Source organism: Erwinia sp. SLM-02, assembly GCF_037450285.1.
GTDB lineage: Bacteria > Pseudomonadota > Gammaproteobacteria > Enterobacterales > Enterobacteriaceae > Erwinia.
The window spans coordinates 160269-184449 of record NZ_JAQISN010000002.1 but is presented as its reverse complement, the minus strand read 5'-3'; the positions used below and the strand labels follow the sequence as shown (position 1 = coordinate 184449).

The following is a 24181-nucleotide window of genomic DNA, read 5'->3' as shown; positions in this document are numbered from 1 at the left end:
CTATGACCCCCATGGAGGACGCAGTGAAGCTCACTAAACTGGCTCTGGCCGCAATGATTGTTTTGGGTAGTTTACCGCTGGTAACACAGGCTGATGAACTGCCTGCCGGCCCGCACGTGGTCACTTCCGGCCAGTCGAGCGTGGATGCCGCGCCGGATATTGCCACCCTGGCGATTGAAGTTAATATCACCGCGAAAGATGCCGCTGAAGCAAAAAAGCAGGCCGATACCCGCGTGCAGCAGTATTTTGATTTTCTGAACAAAAGCGGCATTGAGAAGAAAGATATCAACGCGGCCAACCTGCGTACCCAGCCCGAGTATGACTACCTGAAAGACGGCAAGTCGGTGCTGAAGGGCTATCGCGCCGTACGTCAGGTACAGGTCACGCTGCGCCAGCTGGATAAGCTCAACGAGCTGCTGGACGGCGCGCTGAAAAACGGACTGAATGAAATCCGCTCGGTTGAGCTGGGCGTGGCCGATCCTGAACAGTATCGTCAGAAGGCGCGTAAAGCGGCTATCGATGATGCGATTAAGCAGGCGGGAGAACTGGCTCAGGGCTTTGGCAGCAAGCTTGGCCCGGTTTACAGCGTGCGCTATCACGTCGCCAACTATCAGCCGATGCCAATGGCGCGGATGTATAAAGCGGCTGACGCAGCGCCGATGACCTCAGCGGCGCAGACCTACGAACAGCAGAGCATTCACTTCGACGATCAGGTGGATGTGGTGTTTGAGCTGCAGCGTAATCAGTAAGCCGTAACGAACGGGGGGCGGCCCGAAAATCGGCCCGCCCCCCGTTAACTCAAAACCCTTCCTGCCTAAACCGCATCCTGACGCAGCACGCGATGGCCGTGAGCCAGCAGCGCATCGGTCACTTTGCGCATCAGGCGGCTTTCCGGTGCAAAACGGTGCCAGTAAAGCATGCGGCGCTGCAGCAGGCCCGGGGTCAAATCGATCAGTTCACCTTCCGCCAGCTCGCGTTCAATCTGCAGATGCGGGATCATACAGCAGGTGGTGCCCTGACGGGCCAGCTGTACGAAGGCTTCCGACGAGTTCACGATGTGGCAGGGCACGCTGCCCGGTGACAGGTCGAAGTTCTGCTGCAGGAAGGCCTGATGCATATCATCCAGATGGTCAAACGCTACCGCCGGCGCTTTCAGCAGCGCGGAGCGGGTGACGCCGTTCGGGAAGTAGCGCGCGGCAAACTCCTTCGATCCTACAAACAGGTAGTCCAGCGCACCCAGCCGATCGACAAGGCAGCTTGGCAGCGGCTGCGGCTGAATACTGATGGCGCCTACTACCTCACCGCGACGCAGGCGTTCCTGGGTTCGGGTTTCATCTTCTACCTGAATATTTAGCCGCACCGGAGAGTCGGTCAGCACGGTTTTCAGCGCCGGTAACAGCCAGGTTGCCAGGCTGTCGGCGTTCACCGCCAGCGACAGTAAAAGTGGCGTTGTGCCGCCGCTGTCATCGCCCAGCCACTCTTCTTCCAGCAGCTCAACCTGGTGCAACAGCGCCAGCAGTTTCTGTCCCTGTTCGGTCGGGCGGGGCGGGACGGTACGCACCAGCAGCGGCTGGCCAAACATATTTTCCAGCTGCTTGATACGCTGTGAAACAGCTGACTGGGTAATACAGAGCTTTTGTGCGGCGCGTTCAAAGCCGCGTTCACGAATCACTGCATCCAGCGCCTGAAGCGTTCGATAATCGGGACGTTTCATTAATCGTTATACTCTTCTCAGGTGTGGTTTAAGCACTATGCCACAGTTTTTATCTTTTGCGCGGGCAAACGTCACTTTGTGAATCAACCACTTTGTGGGCCAGCTTCCATTCCTGCTCATCCGTCACTCTCATGGGCAATTATTTTTGCAGTCATTGCTTTATACTACGCGCACACAGTGACTCACAGGGTTAAACATACCATGACGCAGGATGAACTGAAAAAAGCCGTTGGCTGGGCAGCGCTCGACTACGTGACTCCCGGCACCATCGTTGGCGTTGGCACCGGCTCTACCGCCGCGCATTTTATTGACGCACTGGGATCGATTAAACACCAGATTGAGGGCGCGGTTTCCAGCTCGGAAGCCTCTACCGCTAAACTGAAAAGCTTAGGTATTCACGTTTTCAATCTGAACGAAGTTGACTCGCTGGCGATCTATGTTGACGGCGCCGATGAGATCAACGGCCAGATGCAAATGATTAAAGGCGGAGGTGCCGCGCTGACCCGCGAGAAAATCGTTGCGGCCGTCGCCGATCGTTTTATCTGTATCGCCGATGCCTCCAAGCAGGTTGACGTTCTGGGTAAATTCCCTCTGCCGGTTGAAGTGATCCCGATGGCGCGCTCCTACGTTGCGCGTGAGCTGGTGAAGCTTGGCGGTCAGCCGGAGTATCGTCAGGATGTGGTCACCGATAACGGTAATCTCATTCTTGATGTCTACAACTTCAAGATCCTCGACCCGATCGCGCTGGAAGTGGCCATCAACGCGCTGCCTGGCGTGGTGACCGTTGGCCTGTTTGCTGCCCGGGGCGCGGACGTGGCGTTAATCGGCACCGCCGACGGCGTGAAGACTATTACCAAATGATCTGTCAGGCACCCGTGCGGTGCCTGTTATTTTGATCTAAAAAACATCTTTTCTTTTACGGTCAAAATTTAGTGACTTATGTCACAGTAGATGACTCCGCCGTGCGATCCTCCTGAAGCAATGCAACGCATCATGATTTTCTATCGGTTTGTTCTGACAGAAGGCACCGCCGTGCTGCGGGGCAGGCAATCGTTTGTATTGCTGCCGGCGAAAATTTTGTTATTTTGACAGAAGGCAATCTTATATCCCCGTCACGTTTCACCCTGCTGCGCGATGCCGCTGCGGTAAAGTGAACGGCAAAAGGGATTCAGCCACATCTGAAGTCTGCTAAATAAAGGTCGGGAAATGGCAAAAGTATCACTGGAGAAAGACAAGATTAAGTTCTTGCTGGTGGAAGGCGTACATCAGAGTGCGGTCGATAATCTCCGCGCTGCAGGTTACACCAACATTGAATTTCACAAAGGTGCACTGGATAGCGAGGCGCTGAAAGAGTCCATTCGCGATGCACACTTTATCGGGTTGCGTTCCCGTACTCAGCTTACCGAAGAGATCTTCGCCGCCGCTGAAAAGCTGGTCGCCGTAGGCTGCTTCTGTATCGGAACCAACCAGGTTGACCTGCATGCCGCTGCAATTCGCGGTATCCCGGTGTTTAATGCACCTTTCTCCAATACCCGATCCGTAGCTGAACTGGTTATCGGCGAGCTGCTGCTGATGCTGCGCGGCGTGCCGGCGGCAAACGCCAAGGCGCACCGTGGCGTTTGGCACAAACTGGCGGTAGGTTCGTTTGAAGCGCGTGGCAAAAAGCTGGGTATCATCGGCTATGGCCACATCGGTATGCAGCTGGGCGTGCTGGCTGAAAGCCTGGGCATGCACGTGTTCTTCTACGATATCGAAAGCAAGCTGCCGCTGGGTAATGCGACTCAGGTCCAGCACCTTTCCGATCTGCTGAACATGAGCGATGTGGTGAGCCTGCACGTGCCTGAAACGCAGTCCACGCAGAACATGATGGGTGCGGAAGAGCTGGCGCTGATGAAGCCGGGTTCACTGCTGATCAACGCCTCGCGCGGTACGGTGGTGGATATCCCTGCGCTGTGCAAAGTGCTGGCGGATAAACACCTGGCGGGTGCGGCCATTGACGTCTTCCCGGAAGAGCCGGCGACCAACAGCGATCCATTTAACTCACCGCTGTGCGAGTTCGACAACGTTATCCTGACTCCACACATTGGGGGTTCAACTCAGGAAGCGCAGGAAAACATCGGTATTGAAGTGGCCGGTAAGCTGGCGAAATACTCTGACAACGGTTCAACGCTGTCTGCGGTTAACTTCCCGGAAGCCTCGCTGCCGATGCACGGTGCCAGCGTCAGCCGCCTGCTGCATATCCATGAAAACCGCCCTGGTGTGCTGACCGCGATCAACCTGATCTTTGCCGATCAGGGTATCAACATTTCAGCCCAGTATCTGCAAACCACTCCGCTGATGGGCTACGTGGTAATCGACGTTGATGCCACGCAGGAAGTCGCTGATAAAGCCCTGCAGCTGATGAAGGCGATTCCAGGTACTATCCGCGCGCGCCTGCTGTACTGATCCCGCTGGCGGGCCGCAGGGTTCGCCGTAGATTGAGGCAGCAAACGCAATAAAGGCGACCTTCGGGTCGCCTTTTTTTATCTCACCACTGCCAGATTTTCGACGGTGTAATCAGCGCTGGGAGCGGGATATCCCACGCTGCCGTCGGGATTTTTTCCACCTGCTGGCAGTCGTGTGCCAGCCCCACCGGTAAAAAGCCATGCTGCTGCCAGTTCTGCAGCGTGCGGTCGTAGAACCCGCCGCCCATGCCGAGGCGCTGGCCCTCTGCATCAAACGCCACCAGCGGCACCAGCAGCACGTCCAGCTCGCTCAGCGGCAGCAGGTTGCGGATATCCAGCGGCGGCTCAGGGATGCGCAGACGGTTTTTTTTCAGTTCGGTCTGTTCGTCATAGCGGATGAACAGCAGGTTTCCGGGAGAGAAGGGGTGCAGTACGGGGAGGTAAACCTGCTGCTTTCGCTGCCACAGTTTGGCAATCAGCGGCCGGGTATTCAGTTCACCGTCAACGGAAAGGAACAGCGCGATATTTTTAGCCCGCGCCAGCGGTGCAAAGCTGAGCGCGTGTTCCGCTGCCTGAACCGCAGCCAGCTGCTGTTGCTCATCGCTGAGGCCGCGACGAAGATGGCGAACGTGGGTACGGATATCCTGACGGTCGAGAAGATTAAGGCTCATCGCGTGGGCTGACTCCGTTGAACGATGCCATTGAGTGCCGTTAGCGTAGAAAAGAAACCGTGCAGAAGGAAGAGTAAAGCAGATAAAAAGTGGGAATCTCCGAGATGCCGCCGCAGGCTGTAACCCTTGAACCCTTGGTTCAAGGTGAGTATGCCGTCGTAACCATCAGGCTTCCCGGACGAGCCGGGCATGCTCACAGGTTACAGAGCGCCACACTCTGTTTGGTATGAAATATCGGCTCAGGGGACTGGCCCGCTTGCAAACATCTCAGAGAAATTTTGTACTTCACCGTCACTCTATCACAGGTAACGCCAAAGTGTTATTCGAACTTCGCACCTGTACGTTCAGTAATGCGACCTTGCTCAAGTAATGCCTGCTCAATGGTCTGCTGCAGCATGCGAATACGCTGCTCCATGTTAGACGCATAGTCGCGTGTTTTGACTTTTTCCTGCGCCAGTTCATGGCAAATATTCAGTGCCGCAATAAATACCAGCTGCTCTGTATTTGTGACTCTAGTGCGAACTTTTAAGTCTTGCAACCGTTGATTGAGGTCTTCGGCAGCCAGATTCAGCGCATCTTGCTGTTCGGGCGGACAATTTACTCTTAATGAACGGCCAAAAATTTGAAGATCTACCGGTTGTGCAGACATGCCACCTTCCTGACTGAATACTGCGCCCGCAAACACCCTTACCACGCAATGGGCCGGGAGGGGCGACACTATAAACTACCCCTGAGAGAAGAAACAACCCCTTTAATGGAATCCTTGAGGTACCTGGTGGTAGCATAACACGAACTTATTCAGCCAACGATGACGAAAACGAATGTCACTATCTAACGTAATGCCGGGATACAACACTCTGGCTTCAGCACTTACACAGCAGGGCGTGGGTATGACCCCCGCCGAAATGCACGGTCTGATCAGCGGTCTTCTGTGCGGCGGCAACCAGGACAGCAGCTGGCAGGCGCTGGTTCATGACCTGACCAATGAAGGCATGGCTTTCTCCCAGTCGCTGTCGCTGCCGCTGCAGGAGCTTCATCAGGCGATTGGTGATTCGCTTGAAGAGGACGGTTTCCTGTTCCAGCTTTACCTGCCTGACGATGAAGACATCACCGTCTTCGATCGCGCCGACGCGCTGGCGGGATGGGTGAACCATTTCCTGCTGGGCCTGGGCGTGACCCAGCCGAAGCTGGATAAAGTGAAGGGTGAAACTGGCGAAGCCATTGACGATCTGCGTACCATTGCTCAGTTGGGCTACGACGAAGATGAAGATCAGGACGAGCTGGAGCAGTCGCTGGAAGAGGTTATCGAGTACGTGCGCGTTGCCGCGCTGCTGTGCCACGATACCTTCACCCGTTCTGTACCCACCAACGTGGTCGTGCAAAAGCCAACCCTGCATTAAGCAAAAGCGTGCCCTGAAGGCCGGCATGCGGTGGATCCGTAACTAAGGAGAGCAAATGACCCAGCAGGAATTTTTACGCCGTCGCCAGGCGCTGTTAGCGAAAATGGCCCCCGGCAGTGCGGCACTGATTTTTGCCGCGCCGGAAGCGACGCGCAGTAACGACAGCGAATATCCTTATCGGCAAAACAGTGATTTCTGGTACTTCACCGGATTTAACGAGCCGGAAGCGGTACTGATCCTGATTAAAAGCGACGAGAGCCATAACCACAGCGTGCTGTTTAACCGCGTGCGCGATCTCACCGCTGAGATCTGGTTTGGTCGTCGGCTGGGTCAGGATGCGGCACCGCAGGCGCTTGGCGTCGATCGTGCACTGCCGTGGGGCGAGATGGGCGAGCAGCTGCATCTGCTGCTTAACGGGCTGGACGTGGTGTATCACGCCCAGGGCCAGTATGGGCAGATGGATGAGATTGTGTTCAGCGCCCTCGAAAAACTGCGCCGTGGTTCGCGTCAGAATCTTTCCGCTCCGGCAACGCTGACCGACTGGCGTCCGTGGGTACATGAGATGCGCCTGATTAAATCAGCCGAAGAGCAGGCGGTGCTGCGCGAGGCTGGCCGCATCAGCGCGCTGGCGCACACGCGGGCCATGCAGCAGTCGCGCCCCGGGATGTACGAATACCAGCTGGAAGGCGAAATTCATCATGAATTTAACCGCCACGGGGCGCGCTTCCCATCCTATAACACCATTGTCGGTGCCGGTGAAAACGGCTGTATTCTGCACTACACCGAAAATGAAAGTCAGATGCGCGAGGGTCAGCTGGTGCTGATCGATGCCGGCTGCGAGTACCAGGGCTACGCCGGTGATATTACCCGTACCTTCCCGGTCGGCGGCAAATTCACCGCTGCGCAGCGTGAGATCTACGACATCGTACTGGCATCGCTGTACAAAGCGCTGGAGCTGTATCGCCCCGGCACCAGCATCCGCGAAGTGACGGCGGAAGTGGTGTCGATTATGGTCAGCGGCCTGGTGGAGCTGGGCATTCTGCACGGTGATGTCGATACGCTGATTGCGGAACAGGCGCACCGTCCGTTCTTTATGCATGGCCTGAGCCACTGGCTGGGGCTGGACGTGCATGACGTCGGCCACTACGGCGTGGATCGCGACCGTCTTCTTGAGCCGGGTATGGTACTGACTATTGAACCGGGTCTGTATATCGCGCCGGATGCCGATGTTCCCGCTCAGTATCGCGGTATCGGCATTCGTATTGAGGATGACATCATTATCACCACGGACGGCAACGAAAACCTGACCGATACGGTGGTAAAAGATGCCGATGAAATCGAAGCACTGATGGCGGCAGCGAAGCAGCAATGAGCATAATAATTGCAGGGGGAGGAATGGCCGGCGCAACGCTGGCTCTGGCGATCTCTCATCTGACTCAGGGACAGCTGGCGGTCACGCTGGTTGAAGCCAGGGAACCTGAAAGCCGGACGCATCCCGGTTTTGACGGGCGGGCGATTGCCCTTGCTGAAGGCACAAGCCAACAGCTGGCGGCAATAGATTTATGGTCGGCGCTGCAGTCCTGCGCCACCCCGATTACCCGCGTTCACGTTAGCGATCGCGGTCATGCCAGTTTTGTTTCACTGGATGCTGCCGACTATGGCCTTCCGGCACTGGGTCACGTGGTGGAACTGCACGACGTTGGGCAGCGGCTGTTTGCCCGACTGAAGCAGGCACCCGGCATCACGCTGCGCTGCCCGAACACCGTGGCGGACGTGGTGCGTACCCGGCAGCAGGTCAGCGTGACCCTGGACAACGGTGAGGTGCTGGATGCCGACTTACTGGTCGCCGCCGACGGCACACGTTCCCGTGTCGCGGCGGCCTGTGGGATGCAGTGGCGCAGTGAGGATTACCGGCAGGTAGCGGTGATTGCCAATGTGTCCACCCAGATACCCCACGGTGGTCAGGCATTTGAGCGATTTACCGAACACGGTCCGCTGGCGCTGCTGCCGATGTCCGGCGGCCGTTGCTCGCTGGTGTGGTGCCACCCGCTGGCGCAGAAAAGCGCGGTGGACGGTTGGAGCGATGAGCGCTTTCTCAGCGAGCTGCAGCGCGCCTTCGGCTGGCGTCTGGGGCGGTTCACCCAGGTCGGCCAGCGCCACAGCTATCCGCTCCAGCTGCAAACGGCCGCACAGCATATTTCTCACCGCCTTGCGCTGGTGGGCAATGCCGCTCAGACGCTGCATCCCATCGCCGGGCAGGGATTCAATTTGGGCATTCGCGATGTGATGTCGCTGGCCGAGACGGTGGCTGCCGCCTGGCGCAGCGGGCAGGGCGTGGGCGAGTACGTGACTCTGCATCACTATCAGCAGCGCCGCCAGCCGGACGTGCAGGCCACGATTGGCGTGACCGATGGCCTGGTCCGGCTGTTTGCCAACCGCTACCTGCCGCTGACGGTAGGGCGCAATCTGGGGCTGCTGGCGATGGATCATCTGCCGCCGTTACGTAATTTGCTGGCCGAGCGCACGTTAGGCTGGGTCAAGCGTTGAGGAGAAAGCAGTAATGCAAACATTTGATGTCATCGTCGCCGGTGGCGGTATGGTCGGACTTGCGGTGGCCTGTGGTCTGCAGGGAAGCGGCCTGCGTGTCGCGGTGCTGGAGCGCGAAGCGCCGGTTGCTGCGGCTGCGGATGCACCCCACGCGCTGCGCGTTTCGGCGATTAACGCCGCCAGTGAGCGCCTGTTACAGCATCTTGGCGTCTGGAGCACTATCCTGGCCACGCGTGCCAGCGCCTATCACGGCATGGAAGTGTGGGATCGCGACAGCTTTGGTCATATTGCCTTTGACGATGAGCAGCAGGACCTGTCGCACCTCGGGCATATTATTGAAAACCGCGTGATCCATCAGGCGCTGTGGCAGCGGGCAGAGAGCCTGAGTGATATTACCCTGATTTCCCCTGCTGAACTGCAGCAGGTTGCCTTTGGCGATAACGAAGCGTTTGTGACGCTGAAAGACGGCAGCATGATGACCGCGCGTCTGCTGGTGGCCGCCGACGGTGCGAACTCGTGGCTGCGGAATAAAGCAGATATCCCGCTCACCTTCTGGGATTATCAGCATCATGCGCTGGTGGCCAATATCCGCACCGAGAAACCGCACGATGCGGTGGCCCGGCAGGTGTTCCACGGTGAAGGTATTCTGGCCTTCCTGCCGTTGAGCGATCCGCATTTGTGTTCAATCGTCTGGTCGCTGCCGCCGCAGGAAGCCACGCGGCTGCAGTCGATGCCGGAAGAGGTGTTCAACCAGCAGCTATCGGTGCATTTTGATCTGCGCCTGGGGCTTTGCAAGCTGGAAAGCGATCGCCAGGTATTCCCGCTGATGGGGCGCTTTGCACGCAGTTTTGCCGCTCACCGTCTGGCGCTGGTGGGCGATGCCGCCCACACCATTCATCCGCTGGCGGGGCAGGGTGTGAACCTTGGCTTTATGGATGCCGCGGAGCTGATCGGTGAGATCCGCCGCCTGCATCTGCAGGGCAGGGATATCGGCGAGCATCTGTATCTCAGGCGCTACGAGCGCAGCCGCAAGCACAGTGCGGCGCTGATGCTGGCCAGCATGCAGGGGTTCCGCGAGCTGTTTAACGGTAATAATCCGGCGAAGAAGCTGTTGCGTGATGTCGGGCTGGCGCTGGCGGATAAGCTGCCGGGCGTGAAGCCTAAGCTGCTGAAGCAGGCGATGGGGCTGCATGATTTGCCCGAGTGGCTGCGTTGACGGGGCGGGACTTTGATTTGTTCTGATGTGGGCCGTGAGCTGAATGCTGTGTGAGCGCTTTAACCTGGTTGTTTTCTGGATGCGGTGCGCACGCTAACCGGCGGCTCCCTCGTCCGGGCGGTCCTCGCGTCGCGCTTTGCGCGATGCCTTCACTTCACTCGCCAGCCTTCGTAGCGGGGCAGACGGGGCGTCCTGCCCCGGCCGCCTCTTTCGCCAGCGTCCTGCTGGCTCATACGAGCTTCCTCACTCCGTTCAGCGCTGTGGATTGCCCGCTCGAGGGAGCCGCCGGTTCGCTTAGTGACTTCTGCGTCGCCTGAAAAAGTCCGGCACATTCGTTTAATGGGTTGAGACTTTGATTTGCCCCAATGGGCCATCTTCGTTTTATTCCTGATTAAAAAAGCCATCACATAGCCGTAAAGATGACCCGCCGCTGCGCCAGACGGGCAATCCGCAGCGCTGAGGTGGAGGCATCAGGCCAGGAGACGCCAGCAGGGAAGCTGGCGTCAGGCTAAGCCGGGCAGGACGCCCGTCTTAGCCGGTCCGGCAGGCTGGATGCCGTAACCGAAGGCACCACGCGAAGCGTGGCGCGAGGACCGACCGGCAGGCGTAGCGGCGGGTCAGCGGGCGCAGAATTGCCAGCGCATCAACATCAATCGCATGAGATACCCGCAACTAACTCAGCCCTAATTGTCAGTTGTTTTCCCGTAATTTTTCACCGTTTTATCTTCCCTTGCACCAATGGTGCACCCGCCGCCCCATCATTGTGCTTCGTTTGAATTATTCTAATTTCACGCGCCCATTCGCATTATTTTTAATAATGCGATAACAAAATTCAGGAAGTTGTTTTTTATACATCGAATGCGGAATCTTTGTGATTCATCTGCGTTTAAGCCGATTTATTGCGGGTTTTGTGTGCGTTTTTCCAGAAATCCAGCGATAGATACTGGCAGTGAGTTCAGGGGCTTTATTGCCGAACTGTGATTTCGACCCCGTTTAACTTATGGTTAATTGCCATTTTCGGTGGTAAGTTCAAAGCCAAGATAACGTTTGCGTCAGGCCGCTAACGAGCGGTAAACGGGCGCGTCAATCACCCTGCATCCACAAGGATGGCGGACAGACAGCACAGGAAGACTATGACTCAGCAAACCCCGTTGTTCGAACAGCATCAAGCCTGCGGTGCGCGCATGGTGGACTTTCACGGCTGGATGATGCCGCTGCATTATGGGTCGCAGATTGATGAACATCACGCGGTACGCACCGATGCCGGGATGTTCGACGTTTCGCATATGACCATTGTCGATCTGCACGGCGCCCGCACGCGGGAGTTCCTGCGCTATCTGCTGGCGAACGACGTGGCAAAGCTGACTCAGCCGGGTAAAGCGCTTTATACCGGCATGCTGAACGCCTCCGCTGGCGTCATTGACGATCTGATTGTTTACTTTATGAGCGAAGACTTTTTCCGCCTGGTGGTGAACTCCGCCACGCGCGAGAAGGATCTGGCGTGGATTACCGAACATGCGGCACCTTACGGCATCGATATCCACGAGCGTGATGATTTAGCGCTGGTGGCGGTGCAGGGGCCGAATGCTCAGCAGAAAGCGCAGACGCTTTTTGATGACGCGCAGCGTGCGGCGGTCAGCGGTATGAAGCCGTTCTTCGGCGTGCAGGCGGGCGATTTGTTTATTGCCACTACCGGTTACACCGGCGAAGCGGGCTATGAAATTGCCCTGCCGTCCGACCAGGTTGTGTCGTTCTGGCAACGGCTGCTGGCGGCGGGCGTCAAGCCCGCGGGTCTGGGAGCACGCGACACGCTCAGGCTGGAAGCGGGCATGAATCTGTATGGGCAGGAGATGGATGAAGGCGTCTCTCCGCTGGCGGCCAATATGGGCTGGACCATCGCCTGGGAACCGGCCGACCGCGAATTTATTGGGCGTGAAGCGCTGGAATCCCAGCGTAAGAGCGGCACCGAGCAGCTGGTGGGGCTGGTGATGACCGAAAAAGGCGTGCTGCGCAACGAACTGCCGGTGCGTTTCACCGACGCCGACGGCAACCCGCGTGAAGGGGTTATCACCAGCGGATCGTTTTCCCCGACGCTGGGCTACAGCATTGCGCTGGCGCGGGTTCCTGCCGGCATCGGCGAACAGGCCATCGTGCAGATTCGCAACCGCGAAGTGCCGGTGCAGGTGACCAAACCCGTTTTTGTCCGCGCCGGTAAACCGGTAACAAAATAAATCTGAATCTACCCGTCCTGTTGATGCCGGACAGGGGCTGTAAAACGCGCCGGCGGCATAAACGTATAGCGGAATTATCTTTTTTGGAGAGCGTCGATGAGCAATGTACCAACCGATCTGAAATACCGTGACAGCCATGAATGGGTGCGTAAAGAAGCCGATGGCAGCTATACCGTAGGGATTACCGAGCATGCCCAGGAGCTGCTGGGTGACATGGTCTTTGTCGACCTGCCGGAGGTGGGGAATACCTACGCCCAGGGCGACGACTGCGCGGTTGCGGAGTCCGTCAAGGCGGCGTCTGATATCTATGCGCCACTGAGCGGTGAAATCATCGCCGTTAACAGCGAGCTGGAATCTTCGCCGGAGCTGGTGAACAGCGACCCGTACAGCGACGGCTGGCTGTTCAAAATCAAAGCCAGCAATGCCTCCGAACTGGATGACTTGCTCAGCGCCGCCGACTATCAGGCGTCGATCGAAGAGTAATGCCTTAACCGGTCACCGCGGAGGCGGAATGATTTCTGCCTTCGCCGCTGACAACGCCGGTGAGCGTTCACCGGTAACCCTTTTGTCGCAACATGCCCGCAGCAGGATTTACCGCTTATGACCCAGACTCTCAGCCAGCTTGAACATCACGGCGCGTTTATTGAACGCCATATCGGACCTTCGCCGGAGCAGCAGGCCGCCATGCTGGATACTGTTGGCGCGGGATCACTGACCGACCTGATCGCGTCAATTGTTCCCGCCGATATTCAGCTTCCCAGCCCGCCGCCGATTGGCGATGCGCTGACCGAACATCAGGCTCTGGCCGAGCTGAAGGCGATTGCCGCGCAGAACCAGCGTTATAAATCCTACATCGGAATGGGCTACACCCCCGTCCTGACGCCGCCGGTGATCCTGCGTAACATGCTGGAAAACCCGGGCTGGTACACCGCCTACACCCCTTATCAGCCGGAAGTTTCTCAGGGCCGCCTTGAAGCGCTGCTTAACTTCCAGCAGCTCACGCTGGATCTGACCGGGCTGGACATTGCCTCCGCCTCACTGCTGGATGAAGCCACCGCCGCTGCGGAAGCGATGGCGATGGCAAAACGCGTCAGCAAGCTGAAAAACGCCAACCGCTTCTTCGTGGCCGATGACGTGCATCCGCAGACGCTGGATGTGGTACGTACCCGCGCGGAAACCTTTGGTTTTGAGGTGCTGGTCGATAAAGCGGAAAAAGTGCTTGAGCTGCAGGATGTCTTCGGCGTGCTGCTGCAGCAGGTCGGTACCGGTGGTGAAGTGCATGACTACGGCAGCCTGATCGGTGAACTGAAAAGTAAGAAAATCGTGGTCAGCGTAGCCGCCGACTTTATGAGCCTGGTCCTGCTGCAGGCACCGGGTAAGCAGGGCGCGGACATCGTCTTCGGCTCCGCCCAGCGCTTCGGCGTGCCGATGGGCTACGGCGGCCCGCATGCGGCCTTCTTTGCCGCCCGTGACGAACACAAACGTTCCATGCCCGGTCGTATTATCGGCGTTTCCCGCGATGCCGCCGGGAACACCGCCCTGCGTATGGCGATGCAGACGCGCGAGCAGCATATTCGCCGTGAGAAAGCGAACTCCAATATCTGTACTTCGCAGGTGCTGTTGGCCAATATCGCCAGCCTGTACGCGGTGTTCCATGGCCCGGCAGGCCTGAAGCGCATTGCCGGGCGCATCCATCGCCTGACCGATATTCTGGCCGCCGGACTGCAAAAAGGCGGTCTGACCCTGCGCCATCACAGCTGGTTCGACACGCTGACGGTGGAAGTGGCCGATAAAGCCGCGGTGCTGGAGCGCGCGCTGAGCTTCGGCGTGAATCTGCGCACCGATACGCTACACGCGGTAGGCATCACGCTGGATGAAACCACCGGCCGTGAAGATGTTGCCGCGCTCTTCGCCATCCTGCTGGGCGAAGATCACGGGTTGGACATCAATGCCCTGGATGCTGAGGTCAGCGGCGACAGCGGTTCTGTTCCGGCGGGCATGCTCCGTGAAGACGCGATTCTGACGCATCCGGTATTCAACCGTTATCACAGCGAAACGGAGATGATGCGCTACATGCACAGCCTGGAGCGGAAAGATCTGGCGCTGAATCAGGCGATGATCCCGCTGGGCTCCTGCACCATGAAGCTGAACGCGGCCGCTGAGATGATCCCGATTACATGGCCGGAGTTTGCCGAACTGCATCCGTTCTGCCCGGCCGAGCAGGCAACCGGTTATCTGCAGATGATCGGCCAGCTATCCCAGTGGCTGGTACAGCTGACCGGCTACGATGCGCTGTGCATGCAGCCGAACTCGGGTGCGCAGGGTGAATACGCCGGACTGCTGGCGATCCGTCGCTATCATGAAAGCCGTAACGAAGGCGGCCGAAATATCTGCCTGATCCCCAGTTCCGCGCACGGAACCAACCCGGCCTCTGCGCAGATGGCCGGTATGGATGTGGTCGTTGTGGCCTGCGATCGCCAGGGTAATATCGACCTGCACGATCTGCGCATTAAGGCCGAACAGGCGGGCGAGTCGCTCTCCTGCATTATGGTGACCTACCCGTCGACGCATGGCGTGTACGAGGAAACCATTCGTGAAGTCTGTCAGATCGTTCATCAGTTTGGCGGCCAGGTTTATCTGGACGGCGCCAATATGAACGCGCAGGTGGGTATCACTACGCCTGGCTACATCGGCGCGGATGTGTCCCACCTCAACCTGCATAAAACTTTCTGTATTCCGCACGGCGGCGGTGGGCCAGGTATGGGACCGATCGGCGTCAAGGCGCATCTGGCCCCGTTCGTGCCCGGCCACAGTGTGGTGCAGATCGAAGGGATGCTGACCGAGCAGGGCGCGGTATCCGCCGCGCCGTTTGGCAGCGCTTCAATTCTGCCCATCAGCTGGATGTACATCCGCATGATGGGGGCGGAAGGGCTGAAGCAGGCCAGTTCGGTCGCGATACTTAACGCCAACTACATTGCCACCCGTCTGAAATCTGCCTATCCGATCCTGTATACCGGGCGCGATGGCCATGTCGCCCACGAATGTATTCTGGATATCCGGCCGCTCAAAGAGCAGACCGGCATCAGCGAGCTGGATATTGCCAAGCGCCTGATTGACTACGGCTTCCACGCGCCAACCATGTCATTCCCGGTAGCGGGAACGCTGATGGTGGAGCCAACGGAGTCAGAAGGTAAAGTTGAACTCGACCGCTTTATTGATGCGATGCTGGCCATTCGTGGCGAGATCGATCGCGTGGCGGCCGGTGAGTGGCCCGCCGAGGATAATCCTCTGGTTAATGCGCCGCACACCCAGATGGAGATCGTGGGCAGCTGGGAGCATGCCTACAGCCGCGAGCTGGCCGTGTTCCCGGCGGGCAGCGCCAACAAATACTGGCCGACTGTCAAGCGCCTGGACGATGTTTACGGCGACCGCAACCTGTTCTGCTCCTGCGTCCCGATGAGCGAATACGAATAAGGCTGAAGGTCTGATGTGATAGCCTTGAGGGACGACGCGAAGTCGTCCCTTTTGCTTTTCGGAGGTTGAATGAATATTGCTCTGGTTACCGGCGGCAGCCGCGGGATTGGCCGCTCGACCTCTTTGCTGCTGGCCACTCTGGGCTGGCAGGTGGCGGTTAACTACGCCCGGCGCGCTGATGCCGCCGAGGACGTGGTGGAACAGATTACCCGGCAGGGCGGCAGAGCGTTTGCCATTCAGGCCGATATATCCGATGAAGCGCAGGTGATGGCGATGTTTGCTGAAATCGATCGTCACCCGGGCCAGTTAACCGCGCTGGTTAACAATGCGGGGATCCTGTTTCAGCAGGCCACCCTCGAACAGCTGACGGCAGAGCGCATCAATCGGGTATTTGCCACCAATGTCACCGGCAGTTTTCTCTGCTGTCGCGAGGCCGTGAAGCGCATGGCCTTTCATCATGGTGGGCAGGGCGGAGGGATCGTCAATGTATCTTCTGCCGCGGCGCGCACGGGGTCGCCAGGTGAATATGTGGATTATGCCGCCTCGAAAGGGGCGATGGATACGCTGACGAAAGGGCTGTCCCTTGAGGTGGCGGCACAGGGGGTGCGGGTGAACGGCGTGAGGCCGGGATTTATCTACACCGAGATGCACGCCGACGGCGGCGAGCCGGGGCGGGTCGATCGCGTGGCATCGGCTATTCCGATGCAGCGCGGCGGGCAGCCGGAGGAGATCGCCCGAATTATCGCCTGGCTGTTAAGTGACGATGCGTCCTATGTGACCGGGACGATTGTCGATGCAGCCGGGGGCAGGTAGTTACGGGCAATCTCCTGCTGAATGCCTACAGCAGCCAGCCTCTGGCGTGCGCGTTATCGAGGTGCTGCTGCAGGTGGCTCCACAGTTCCGGCCACTGCTCGGCGAGCTTCACATTACGCGCTTTTACCTGTTCAAGACGGATGCCGTTCTCTTTCCAGCTCTGTCCTTCATTGTGCAGGTTGAGCATGATCGGCAGCGCCCGGTCGAGCATATTTGCGAAGCGTGATTCAGCCGTCTCTGCGTCTTCATATTCGTTCCACAGCGCGCGGAACTGCTGGCCCTGTGGCGCGGGCAGCATGCCGAAAATGCGCTCGGCGGCCGCCATTTCCTGTTCCTGTACGGCTTCACGTGCGGCGAGATCATACACCAGTACGTCCCCGGCATCGATTTCCACCACATCATGCACCAGCGCCAGCTGTACCGCGTGCGGCACGTTAATGGCTTCGGTGGCGAAAGGCGCCAGGCTCATGGCGGCCATCGCCAGATGCCAGCTGTGCTCCGCGGAGTTTTCATGCCGCGCATTATCAAGCAACCGGGTGCGGCGCTCGACGCTTTTAAGCTTGTCCAATTCCATTAAAAACTGCACGACTTCCGTCATCGCACCGAAATCTAAGGCTGCTACCCTGTCAGACATAATGACTCGCTTATTTTCTGATAAAAGTTCGCGACCAGTTTAAGGGAAACGTTTGCCTGGTACACGGGAGAATGTGTGTTACATGGTTTCACAGAATTATTTAAGCTTACATGTGTACTCTGAAATTATTCTCAGTTAGGCTGGTGATGCTTTATTGTCCACGACATATCCTGTCGCTGCATGCTTATTACCGGGAGAGAACGATCTAAGATGGTTCATCAGAAAATACTGACGCGCGGCTATTCGCTGGCCGAAGAAATTGCCAACAGCATCAGCCACGGTGTGGGCTGTTTATTTGGCATTATCGGTCTGGTTTTACTCCTGACCCAGGCCATTGAAAGCCGCGCCGGCGCGCTGGCCATTACCAGCTACAGCCTTTACGGCGGCAGTATGATCCTGCTGTTTCTGGCCTCCACCCTTTACCACGCTATTCCGCATCAGCGGGCCAAATACTGGCTGAAAAAACTCGACCATGCGGCGATTTATCTGCTGATTGCGGGGACCTACACGCCGTTTCTGCTGGTGGGGCTGAAGTCGCCTCTGGCTCACGGCCTGATGGCGGTGATCTGGAGCCTGGCGCTGGCGGGTATTGTCTTTAAGCTGGCTTTTGCCCATCGCTTTGAAGCCCTGTCGCTGGTGACCTACCTGCTGATGGGATGGCTGTCACTGATTGTGCTCTATCAAATGGTGACCAAACTGCCCGCGGGCAGCGTGTGGCTGTTAGCGGCAGGGGGCGTGATTTATTCTCTGGGGGTGATTTTCTACGTGTCGAAACGCATACCCTACAACCACGCGATCTGGCACGGGTTTGTGCTGGGCGGCAGCCTGTGCCACTTCTTCGCGATCTACCTCTACGTGATGTAATCACAGGCTGACCGGCACGCCGGTCAGCCTGAACATCAGCCGGCGGTAATTTCGTAAGGCAGCGGCTGAATGGTCAGTTTGCCGCCTTCATCACCCTGCACGCGCAGAATCGTATCGGCTTCAAGATCGTTGTTCAGTACCGCCTGCACCCAGACCTCGCCCGTTTCCAGCTGGCAGGCGGCCAGAATTGTCCCCGTTCGACGCCAGTTTTCGCCCATCTGCATTTCCAGCGCGCTGTCCGCAGCCGGAACGCTGCCTGCCTGGCCCGCCAGCCAGAAGAGGGCGCGCTTATTCGCCCCGCGGAACTTGGCGCGTGCCACCATCTCCTGACCGGTATAGCAGCCTTTTTTGAAGCTGATGCCGTTCAGGGCCTGAACGTTGGTCGCCTGCGGGATCAGCTGCGCGCTGGTGGCAGCATCGATAATGGGAAAACCGGCCTCTATATCCAGCGCCAGCCACTGGTCGCTGTTGTTCAGCGCGGCTTTGTCGGCCAGCTTCTGCTGGATCTCGGCGGCTTTCTCTTCACTGGTAACCAGCAGAAAGCGCTCGGCGGGCAGGTCGAACCACAGCAGCGAGGTGGCGTCCTGCTGAACGACCGGGGCGTCGGCATCCGGCAGGATGGGGAAAATTTCCGCCAGCGCTTCGCGGGCCTGCGCACCGGCCACACCCAGCAGCACCGATTCATCATCGGCGGCGAGGGTAACTTTAGCGAATACGGCATATTTCTTTAATTCAGTCAGCTGATTATCACGCAAACTGCGGCGGACAATATAGGCCAGCCCCTCTCCGCGATGGAACAGGCGGAGCGTACTCCACATTTTTCCCTTCGCATCACAGTGGGCAGCAGGCAGATGGCGATCGTTGCCGAGCGCCGCCACATCCAGCGTGACCTGCCCCTGAAGATAGCTCACCCGATCCTGACCCGTAGCGGTTACCAGCGCCCACTCTTCCAGCGAAATCAGCGTTAGCGGAAGCTGTGCGGAGGCCTGCGGCTGGCGAGACGGAAACGTAATACTTGGCATGGTTCTGTCCTGAATTGAAAGAAAGTAACAATACTTCTCATGTTAAGAGAGCGGCTTCGCTTTGCAACCTGTTTCCGGTAAAAGCGGCACAAAAGGCGTGATAACCCTGCAAGCTTTGCGTGATGCCTCGCAAGCTACAAACGCTGCATCAACAGCGGGATAAAAAAGGGGTACACTGTGGCCCTGTTTGATTAACTGACGCTGAGTAACATGGATATTACCAATAAATCACGCATTCACTGGGCATGCCGTCGCGGCATGCGGGAACTCGATATTTCGATCATGCCGTTTTTTGAATACGAGTTTGATTCGCTGAGCGAGAGTGACAAAAAGGTGTTCGTTCGTCTGCTGGAGAGTGACGATCCCGATTTGTTTAACTGGCTGATGAACCATGGAGCGCCGGCCGATCCTGAGCTCAGGCGAATGGTGGCACTGATTCAGGAGAGAAATCAGCAACGTGGTCCTGTGGCGATGTGAACTGAGAGTATCCTGGGCTGCACAGTGGCAGTCCCTGCTGATACACGGCGCGATTATTCTGCTGCTGTTACTGATCCCCTGGCCCGGTAGCTATACCCTGTTCTGGATAGTGCTTTTGACGCTGGTGCTCATGGAGAGCATTCGCAGTCAGCGGCGGATCCTCTCGCGCGCCGGGCCCATCGAGCTGCTGTCTTCGGGGCAGTTCCGCTGGCGGCAGCGGCGGTGGTTTCTCGTTTCAAAACCGTGGATTGGCCGCTGGGCGATCTTATTGCCCTTGCGATCTGTTGACGGAAAACGCGAGTGGCTGTGGCTGGGAAGCGACAGCATGGAAAATGCGGAATGGCGTCTGCTGAGGCAGCATCTGCTGATGCCCGGGAAGCCGGATGATGTATAGCAGCGCAAATAAAAGCGACACCCACCCATTCGTCCTGCGGATTGTTATGGGCAAAACGTGAATACGATTTGCCCGTCGGTCGTTAAAGCAGCTCGGCCATCTCGGTCAGGATCTGTTCGCACCATTGAGCAATACGCTCATCGGTCTGCTCAAACTGGTTAACATCATCCAGCGCCAGGCCGACAAACTGCTGTCCGTCCGCGGTCAGCGGCTTCTTGCTGGTAAACTCGTAGCCTTCAATCGGCCAGCGGCCAACAAACTGGACGCCAATCGGTGCCAGGACCTCATGCAGCATGCCGAGCGCATCAAGGAACCATTCGCTGTATTCGCCCTGATCGCCCATGCCGTACAGCGCGACGATTTTACCGCGTAAATTGAGATCGGGCAGATCGGTCCAGATCGCTTCCCAGTCCTCCTGCAGCTCACCAAAATCCCAGGTGGGGATCCCCAGAATTAACAAATCATACTGCTCCATCAGGCGCGGCGAGTCATCTTTCAGGTTATGCAACGTCACCAAATCATCGCCGATAAAATCGCGAATTTTCTCGGCCGCCATTTCGGTGTAACAGGTGCTGGAGCCGTAAAACAGACCAATATTCATGGAAGTAAAACTCATTTTTCTTCAGGCATGGCAGCGATAATACCAGATATGGGTAACAATAAGGCATAATCGCCGTAAACCCTGACCTGGAGGAAATAGCGTGCAGGACAGCGATCTGATTGAACAGTTTCTTGATGCCTTATGGATCGAGCGCAATCTGGCGAAAAATACCGTCATCTCCTATCGGCTCGATCTGCGATTGATGACCGACTGGCTCGCGCATCATCAGCTGACGCTGCTGGACGCGGACAGCGTTAACCTGCAAAGCTTCCTGGCCGAAAGGCTGGAAGGGGGGTATAAGGCCAGCAGTTCGGCACGTTTGCTGAGCGCAATGCGCCGTCTGTTTCAGTACCTTTACCGGGAAAAACTGCGCGCGGACGACCCGAGCGCGTTGCTCTCTTCCCCCAAACTGCCGCAGCGTTTGCCTAAGGATCTCTCAGAGGCGCAGGTTGAGCGGCTGCTTCAGGCACCCGGTGAAGAACAGCCTATCGAGCAGCGTGATAAAGCCATGCTGGAGCTGCTTTACGCTACCGGGCTGCGCGTCAGTGAACTGGTGGGCCTGACGCTGAGTGACGTCAGCCTGCGGCAGGGCGTCGTGCGGGTGATCGGTAAAGGTAACAAGGAGCGGCTGGTGCCGATGGGCGAAGAGGCGATATACTGGATAGAACGGTTTATTGAATACGGTCGCCCGTGGCTGCTGAACGGACAGGCGCTGGATGTGCTTTTCCCCAGCAACCGCGCGCAGCATATGACCCGACAAACCTTCTGGCATCGTATCAAACATTACGCCACACTGGCGGATATCGACAGCGAAAAGCTGTCGCCGCACGTTCTGCGTCATGCTTTTGCGACCCACCTTCTGAACCACGGCGCGGATTTGCGTGTCGTACAGATGTTACTGGGACACAGCGATCTTTCGACGACCCAGATTTATACGCACGTGGCGACAGAACGTCTGCGTCAGCTGCATCAGCAGCATCATCCGCGTGCATGAATGATTTAAAAATATGGCCCTTCCGAGAGCCTATAAGGATATAAAATGAAGACCCGCCTGTTACTTTCTTTCCTGGTCGCCTCGATCGCTGGACTGGCCCACGCCGACGATGCGGCAATCCAGCAGTCGCTGAATCGCCTTGGCCTGCAGCAAACGGAAATCCAGCCATCACCGCTGCCGGGATTCAAAACCGTGCTGTCGGAAAGCGGCGTACTGTACGTCACCGAGGACGGTAAGCACTTTATGCAGGGTCCACTGTATGACGTCAGCGGCGCGCAGCCGGTCAACGTTACTAACCAGCTGCTGGAAAAGAAAGTTGAAGCGTTGAGCAAGGACATGATCGTTTACAAGGCGGCGAAAGAGCAGCACGTGATCACCGTATTTACCGATATTACCTGTGGCTACTGCCGTAAGCTACATGAGCAGATGGCGGACTACAACGCACTGGGTATTACCGTTCGTTATCTGGCGTTCCCACGTGAAGGGATGAACGGGCAGGTGGCGAAAGAGATGAAGTCCATCTGGTGTACCGCCGATCGCCGTAAATCGTTTGATGCGGCGATGAAAGGGGAAGAGGTGCAGCCTGCGGATTGCAAAGTGGATATCGGCCAGCAGTACAAGCTTGGCATCCTGTTTGGCATTCAGGGCACGCCGGCAATCCTGCTGCAGAATGGCACGATGATCCCGGGCTATCAGGGCCCGCAGGACATGAAGAAATTCCTCGACAGCCAGAAAAACGGTGGCTGATTTTGCACAAAGCTAAAACCGAACTCCGTCGCCGTCAGGCGGCGGATGCTGCCGCACTCCCTGCCGATTTACATCCGTTACTGCGCCGCCTCTATGCCCAACGTGGTGTGACAGACGCCGTCGCGCTGGAGCGCGGCGCTAAAAATCTGCACTCATTCCATTCCTTGAGCGGCATCGATCGTGCCGTTGATATTCTTCGCCAGGCGCTGGCTGACGATCTGTGCATTATGATCGTGGGCGATTTCGATGCCGATGGCGCAACCAGCACGGCGCTGACGGTGCTGGCGCTGCGGGGCATGGGCGGGCGTCATATCAAGTATCTGGTGCCGAACCGTTTTGATGACGGTTACGGCCTCAGCCCGGAAGTGGTCGAACAGGCCGCGACGCGCGGCGCGCAGCTGATTGTGACCGTGGATAACGGTATCTCCTCCCACGCGGGCGTTGAGCTTGCGCATCAGAAGGGGATCCCGGTGATCGTGACCGATCACCACCTGCCGGGTGAATCGCTCCCTGCGGCGGATGCTATCGTCAATCCTAATCTCAGTGACTGTGAATTCCCATCGCGTGCGCTGGCGGGCGTTGGCGTGGCTTTCTACCTGATGCTGGCCCTGCGCGCCCGGTTGCGTGATAGCGGCGTGGCAACGCTGCCGAATCTGGCCGAGTGGCTGGACCTGGTGGCGCTGGGCACGGTTGCCGACGTGGTGCCGCTGGATGCCAATAACCGCATCCTGGTCTGGCAGGGGCTGAGCCGCATTCGCGCCGGTAAATGCCGCCCCGGAATTCGTGCGCTGCTGGAAATCGCCAATCGTGATGCGCGTCAGCTCGCGGCCAGTGATTTAGGCTTTGCGCTGGGTCCACGGTTAAATGCTGCCGGAAGGCTGGATGATATGTCGGTCGGCGTTGCCCTGTTGCTGAGCGAAGATCTCGGCCAGGCGCGGATGCTGGCCGGGGAGCTGGATGCGCTGAATCAGACGCGCAAAGAGATCGAGCAGGGCATGCAGTCCGAAGCGCTGGCGCTGTGCAATAGCCTGGAACAAAGCAGTGATGCGCTGCCGCTGGGCATCGCCATGTATCACCCGGAGTGGCATCAGGGCGTGGTCGGCATTCTGGCTTCTCGTCTGAAAGAGCGCTTCCACCGCCCGGTGATTGCGTTTGCTCCAGCGGGCGACGGCACGTTAAAAGGGTCCGGGCGTTCGATCGCCGGGCTGCATATGCGCGACGTGCTTGAGCGGCTGGATACGTTAAATCCGGGTCTGATTATCAAATTTGGCGGGCACGCGATGGCTGCCGGCCTGTCGCTGGAAGAAGCGAAGTTTGACGAATTCCGCCAGCGTTTTGCCGACCTGGTTGCCGATCTGCTTGATGCGGAGTCGCTGCAGGGCGTTGTATGGAGCGACGGTGAGCTGATGGCGCAGGAGCTGACGCTGCCGACCGCCGAGCTGCTGCGCGACGCGGGTCCATGGGGCCAGGCGTTCCCCGAGCCGACGTTTGACGGCAAGTTCAAGCTGCTGCAGCAAAAGCTGGTGGGCGAGCGTCATCTCAAGGTCATGCTGGAACCGATGGGCGGCGGTCCGCTGCTGGACGGTATTGCGTTTAATATCGATACCGCTCTGTGGCCGGATCCGAGCGTGCGGCACGTTGAGCTGGCCTATAAGCTGGATGTGAATGAGTTTCGCGGCAACCGTAATGTGCAGTTGATTATCGATCATCTCTGGGCGTTATAGACGGGATGGGGGGGCTGGTCGCGGTTGATTCTGGGTCTGGCGTATCGGTGTTTGGCGGGTTTGGTCGCGGCTGATTCTGGGCCTGGCGTATCGGTGATGAGCGGGTTTGGTCGCGGCTGATTCTGTGTCCGGCGTATCGGTGACGGGCGGGTTCGCGGACGCGCCGTGAACACGTCCATGTGGGCTCGGTTCGCGCATCCCTGCGCTCAACGGT

23 protein-coding genes and 1 other RNA gene are annotated in these 24181 nt (G+C 58.0%); 17 read left to right on the top strand and 7 right to left on the bottom strand.

What is annotated here, in order from left to right:
- The first annotated feature begins 11 nt into the window (after positions 1-11).
- Entirely contained in the window at positions 12-749 is a 738-nt protein-coding gene (locus tag PGH32_RS14085; RefSeq protein ID WP_314426379.1) for an oxidative stress defense protein, read from the top strand.
- A gap of 65 nt (positions 750-814) precedes the next feature.
- Here PGH32_RS14085 and PGH32_RS14080 read toward each other — a convergent pair whose 3' ends face one another.
- Complete coding sequence (locus tag PGH32_RS14080) at positions 815-1714, bottom strand: LysR family transcriptional regulator ArgP (RefSeq protein WP_314426296.1); 900 nt, start codon at positions 1712-1714, stop codon at positions 815-817.
- Between the two features lie 201 nt (positions 1715-1915).
- Here PGH32_RS14080 and rpiA point away from each other — a divergent pair, with 201 nt between their 5' ends.
- A complete protein-coding gene (gene rpiA, locus PGH32_RS14075) occupies positions 1916-2575 on the top strand; it encodes a ribose-5-phosphate isomerase RpiA (RefSeq protein ID WP_337894354.1) in 660 nt (219 codons plus the stop codon).
- 345 nt (positions 2576-2920) lie between these two features.
- On the top strand, positions 2921-4159 hold the full coding sequence (serA, locus tag PGH32_RS14070; RefSeq protein WP_123331111.1) for a phosphoglycerate dehydrogenase: 1239 nt from the start codon (positions 2921-2923) through the stop codon (positions 4157-4159).
- A gap of 82 nt (positions 4160-4241) precedes the next feature.
- On the opposite strand, the gene PGH32_RS14065 is transcribed toward serA, so the two are convergent.
- From PGH32_RS14065 to zapA, 3 genes are all read right to left on the bottom strand, one after another.
- Positions 4242-4829 carry a 5-formyltetrahydrofolate cyclo-ligase gene (locus PGH32_RS14065; RefSeq protein ID WP_337894352.1) on the bottom strand — a complete coding sequence of 196 codons (588 nt, stop codon included), beginning with the start codon at positions 4827-4829 and terminating at the stop codon, positions 4242-4244.
- Between the two features lie 92 nt (positions 4830-4921).
- Positions 4922-5106: non-coding RNA, 6S RNA (gene ssrS, locus PGH32_RS14060), on the bottom strand.
- Positions 5107-5148: 42 nt separating this feature from the next.
- Positions 5149-5478, bottom strand: a complete 330-nt coding sequence (zapA, locus tag PGH32_RS14055) for a cell division protein ZapA (RefSeq protein ID WP_105592351.1) — start codon at positions 5476-5478, stop codon at positions 5149-5151.
- Between the two features lie 172 nt (positions 5479-5650).
- Between zapA and PGH32_RS14050 the strand changes: the two genes are divergently transcribed.
- The 8 genes from PGH32_RS14050 (at position 5651) to PGH32_RS14015 (ending at position 16510) form a co-directional block, all read left to right on the top strand.
- The gene (locus PGH32_RS14050; RefSeq protein WP_314426302.1) at positions 5651-6229 is read left to right on the top strand and encodes a YecA/YgfB family protein; all 579 of its coding nucleotides are present in this window, start codon (positions 5651-5653) and stop codon (positions 6227-6229) included.
- A 55-nt stretch (positions 6230-6284) separates the two neighbouring features.
- Positions 6285-7601, top strand: a complete 1317-nt coding sequence (gene pepP / locus PGH32_RS14045; RefSeq protein ID WP_314426305.1) for a Xaa-Pro aminopeptidase — start codon at positions 6285-6287, stop codon at positions 7599-7601.
- Positions 7598-8776, top strand: a complete 1179-nt coding sequence (gene ubiH, locus PGH32_RS14040) for a 2-octaprenyl-6-methoxyphenyl hydroxylase (protein ID WP_337894350.1) — start codon at positions 7598-7600, stop codon at positions 8774-8776. Before pepP ends, ubiH begins: the two co-directional genes overlap by 4 nt.
- A gap of 13 nt (positions 8777-8789) precedes the next feature.
- Positions 8790-9992 (top strand): FAD-dependent 2-octaprenylphenol hydroxylase, encoded by a 1203-nt coding sequence (gene ubiI, locus PGH32_RS14035; protein ID WP_337894349.1) that lies wholly within the window; start codon positions 8790-8792, stop codon positions 9990-9992.
- Positions 9993-11125: 1133 nt separating this feature from the next.
- Positions 11126-12223 carry a glycine cleavage system aminomethyltransferase GcvT gene (gene gcvT, locus PGH32_RS14030; RefSeq protein WP_314426311.1) on the top strand — a complete coding sequence of 366 codons (1098 nt, stop codon included), beginning with the start codon at positions 11126-11128 and terminating at the stop codon, positions 12221-12223.
- 96 nt (positions 12224-12319) lie between these two features.
- The gene (gene gcvH, locus PGH32_RS14025; protein WP_123331097.1) at positions 12320-12706 is read left to right on the top strand and encodes a glycine cleavage system protein GcvH; all 387 of its coding nucleotides are present in this window, start codon (positions 12320-12322) and stop codon (positions 12704-12706) included.
- 117 nt (positions 12707-12823) lie between these two features.
- Positions 12824-15697: an aminomethyl-transferring glycine dehydrogenase gene (gene gcvP, locus PGH32_RS14020; protein ID WP_337894348.1), complete on the top strand. Its 2874-nt coding sequence runs from the start codon at positions 12824-12826 to the stop codon at positions 15695-15697.
- 69 nt (positions 15698-15766) lie between these two features.
- Complete coding sequence (locus PGH32_RS14015) at positions 15767-16510, top strand: SDR family oxidoreductase (protein WP_337894347.1); 744 nt, start codon at positions 15767-15769, stop codon at positions 16508-16510.
- A gap of 25 nt (positions 16511-16535) precedes the next feature.
- Here the strand turns inward: PGH32_RS14015 and PGH32_RS14010 are convergent, their stop codons facing one another.
- Positions 16536-17144 carry an HD domain-containing protein gene (locus tag PGH32_RS14010; protein WP_314426319.1) on the bottom strand — a complete coding sequence of 203 codons (609 nt, stop codon included), beginning with the start codon at positions 17142-17144 and terminating at the stop codon, positions 16536-16538.
- A gap of 210 nt (positions 17145-17354) precedes the next feature.
- On the opposite strand from PGH32_RS14010, the gene trhA reads away from it, so the two are divergent.
- Positions 17355-18008, top strand: a complete 654-nt coding sequence (gene trhA, locus PGH32_RS14005) for a PAQR family membrane homeostasis protein TrhA (protein ID WP_314426322.1) — start codon at positions 17355-17357, stop codon at positions 18006-18008.
- 35 nt (positions 18009-18043) lie between these two features.
- On the opposite strand, the gene ygfZ is transcribed toward trhA, so the two are convergent.
- The gene (ygfZ, locus tag PGH32_RS14000) at positions 18044-19030 is read right to left on the bottom strand and encodes a tRNA-modifying protein YgfZ (protein ID WP_314426324.1); all 987 of its coding nucleotides are present in this window, start codon (positions 19028-19030) and stop codon (positions 18044-18046) included.
- Between the two features lie 210 nt (positions 19031-19240).
- Here ygfZ and sdhE point away from each other — a divergent pair, with 210 nt between their 5' ends.
- On the top strand, positions 19241-19507 hold the full coding sequence (sdhE, locus tag PGH32_RS13995; protein ID WP_314426327.1) for an FAD assembly factor SdhE: 267 nt from the start codon (positions 19241-19243) through the stop codon (positions 19505-19507).
- A complete protein-coding gene (locus PGH32_RS13990; RefSeq protein WP_314426329.1) occupies positions 19488-19901 on the top strand; it encodes a protein YgfX in 414 nt (137 codons plus the stop codon). Before sdhE ends, PGH32_RS13990 begins: the two co-directional genes overlap by 20 nt.
- Before the next feature lie 82 nt (positions 19902-19983).
- Here the strand turns inward: PGH32_RS13990 and fldB are convergent, their stop codons facing one another.
- Positions 19984-20502 (bottom strand): flavodoxin FldB, encoded by a 519-nt coding sequence (fldB, locus tag PGH32_RS13985; protein WP_314426382.1) that lies wholly within the window; start codon positions 20500-20502, stop codon positions 19984-19986.
- A 100-nt stretch (positions 20503-20602) separates the two neighbouring features.
- Here fldB and xerD point away from each other — a divergent pair, with 100 nt between their 5' ends.
- From xerD to recJ, 3 genes are read left to right on the top strand one after another with little or no spacing between them, the layout of a single operon-like run.
- A complete protein-coding gene (gene xerD / locus PGH32_RS13980; protein WP_314426332.1) occupies positions 20603-21496 on the top strand; it encodes a site-specific tyrosine recombinase XerD in 894 nt (297 codons plus the stop codon).
- A gap of 45 nt (positions 21497-21541) precedes the next feature.
- Entirely contained in the window at positions 21542-22243 is a 702-nt protein-coding gene (gene dsbC / locus PGH32_RS13975) for a bifunctional protein-disulfide isomerase/oxidoreductase DsbC (protein WP_314426334.1), read from the top strand.
- Between the two features lie 2 nt (positions 22244-22245).
- Positions 22246-23967 carry a single-stranded-DNA-specific exonuclease RecJ gene (recJ, locus tag PGH32_RS13970; protein ID WP_337894346.1) on the top strand — a complete coding sequence of 574 codons (1722 nt, stop codon included), beginning with the start codon at positions 22246-22248 and terminating at the stop codon, positions 23965-23967.
- The last annotated feature ends 214 nt before the right edge of the window (positions 23968-24181 follow it).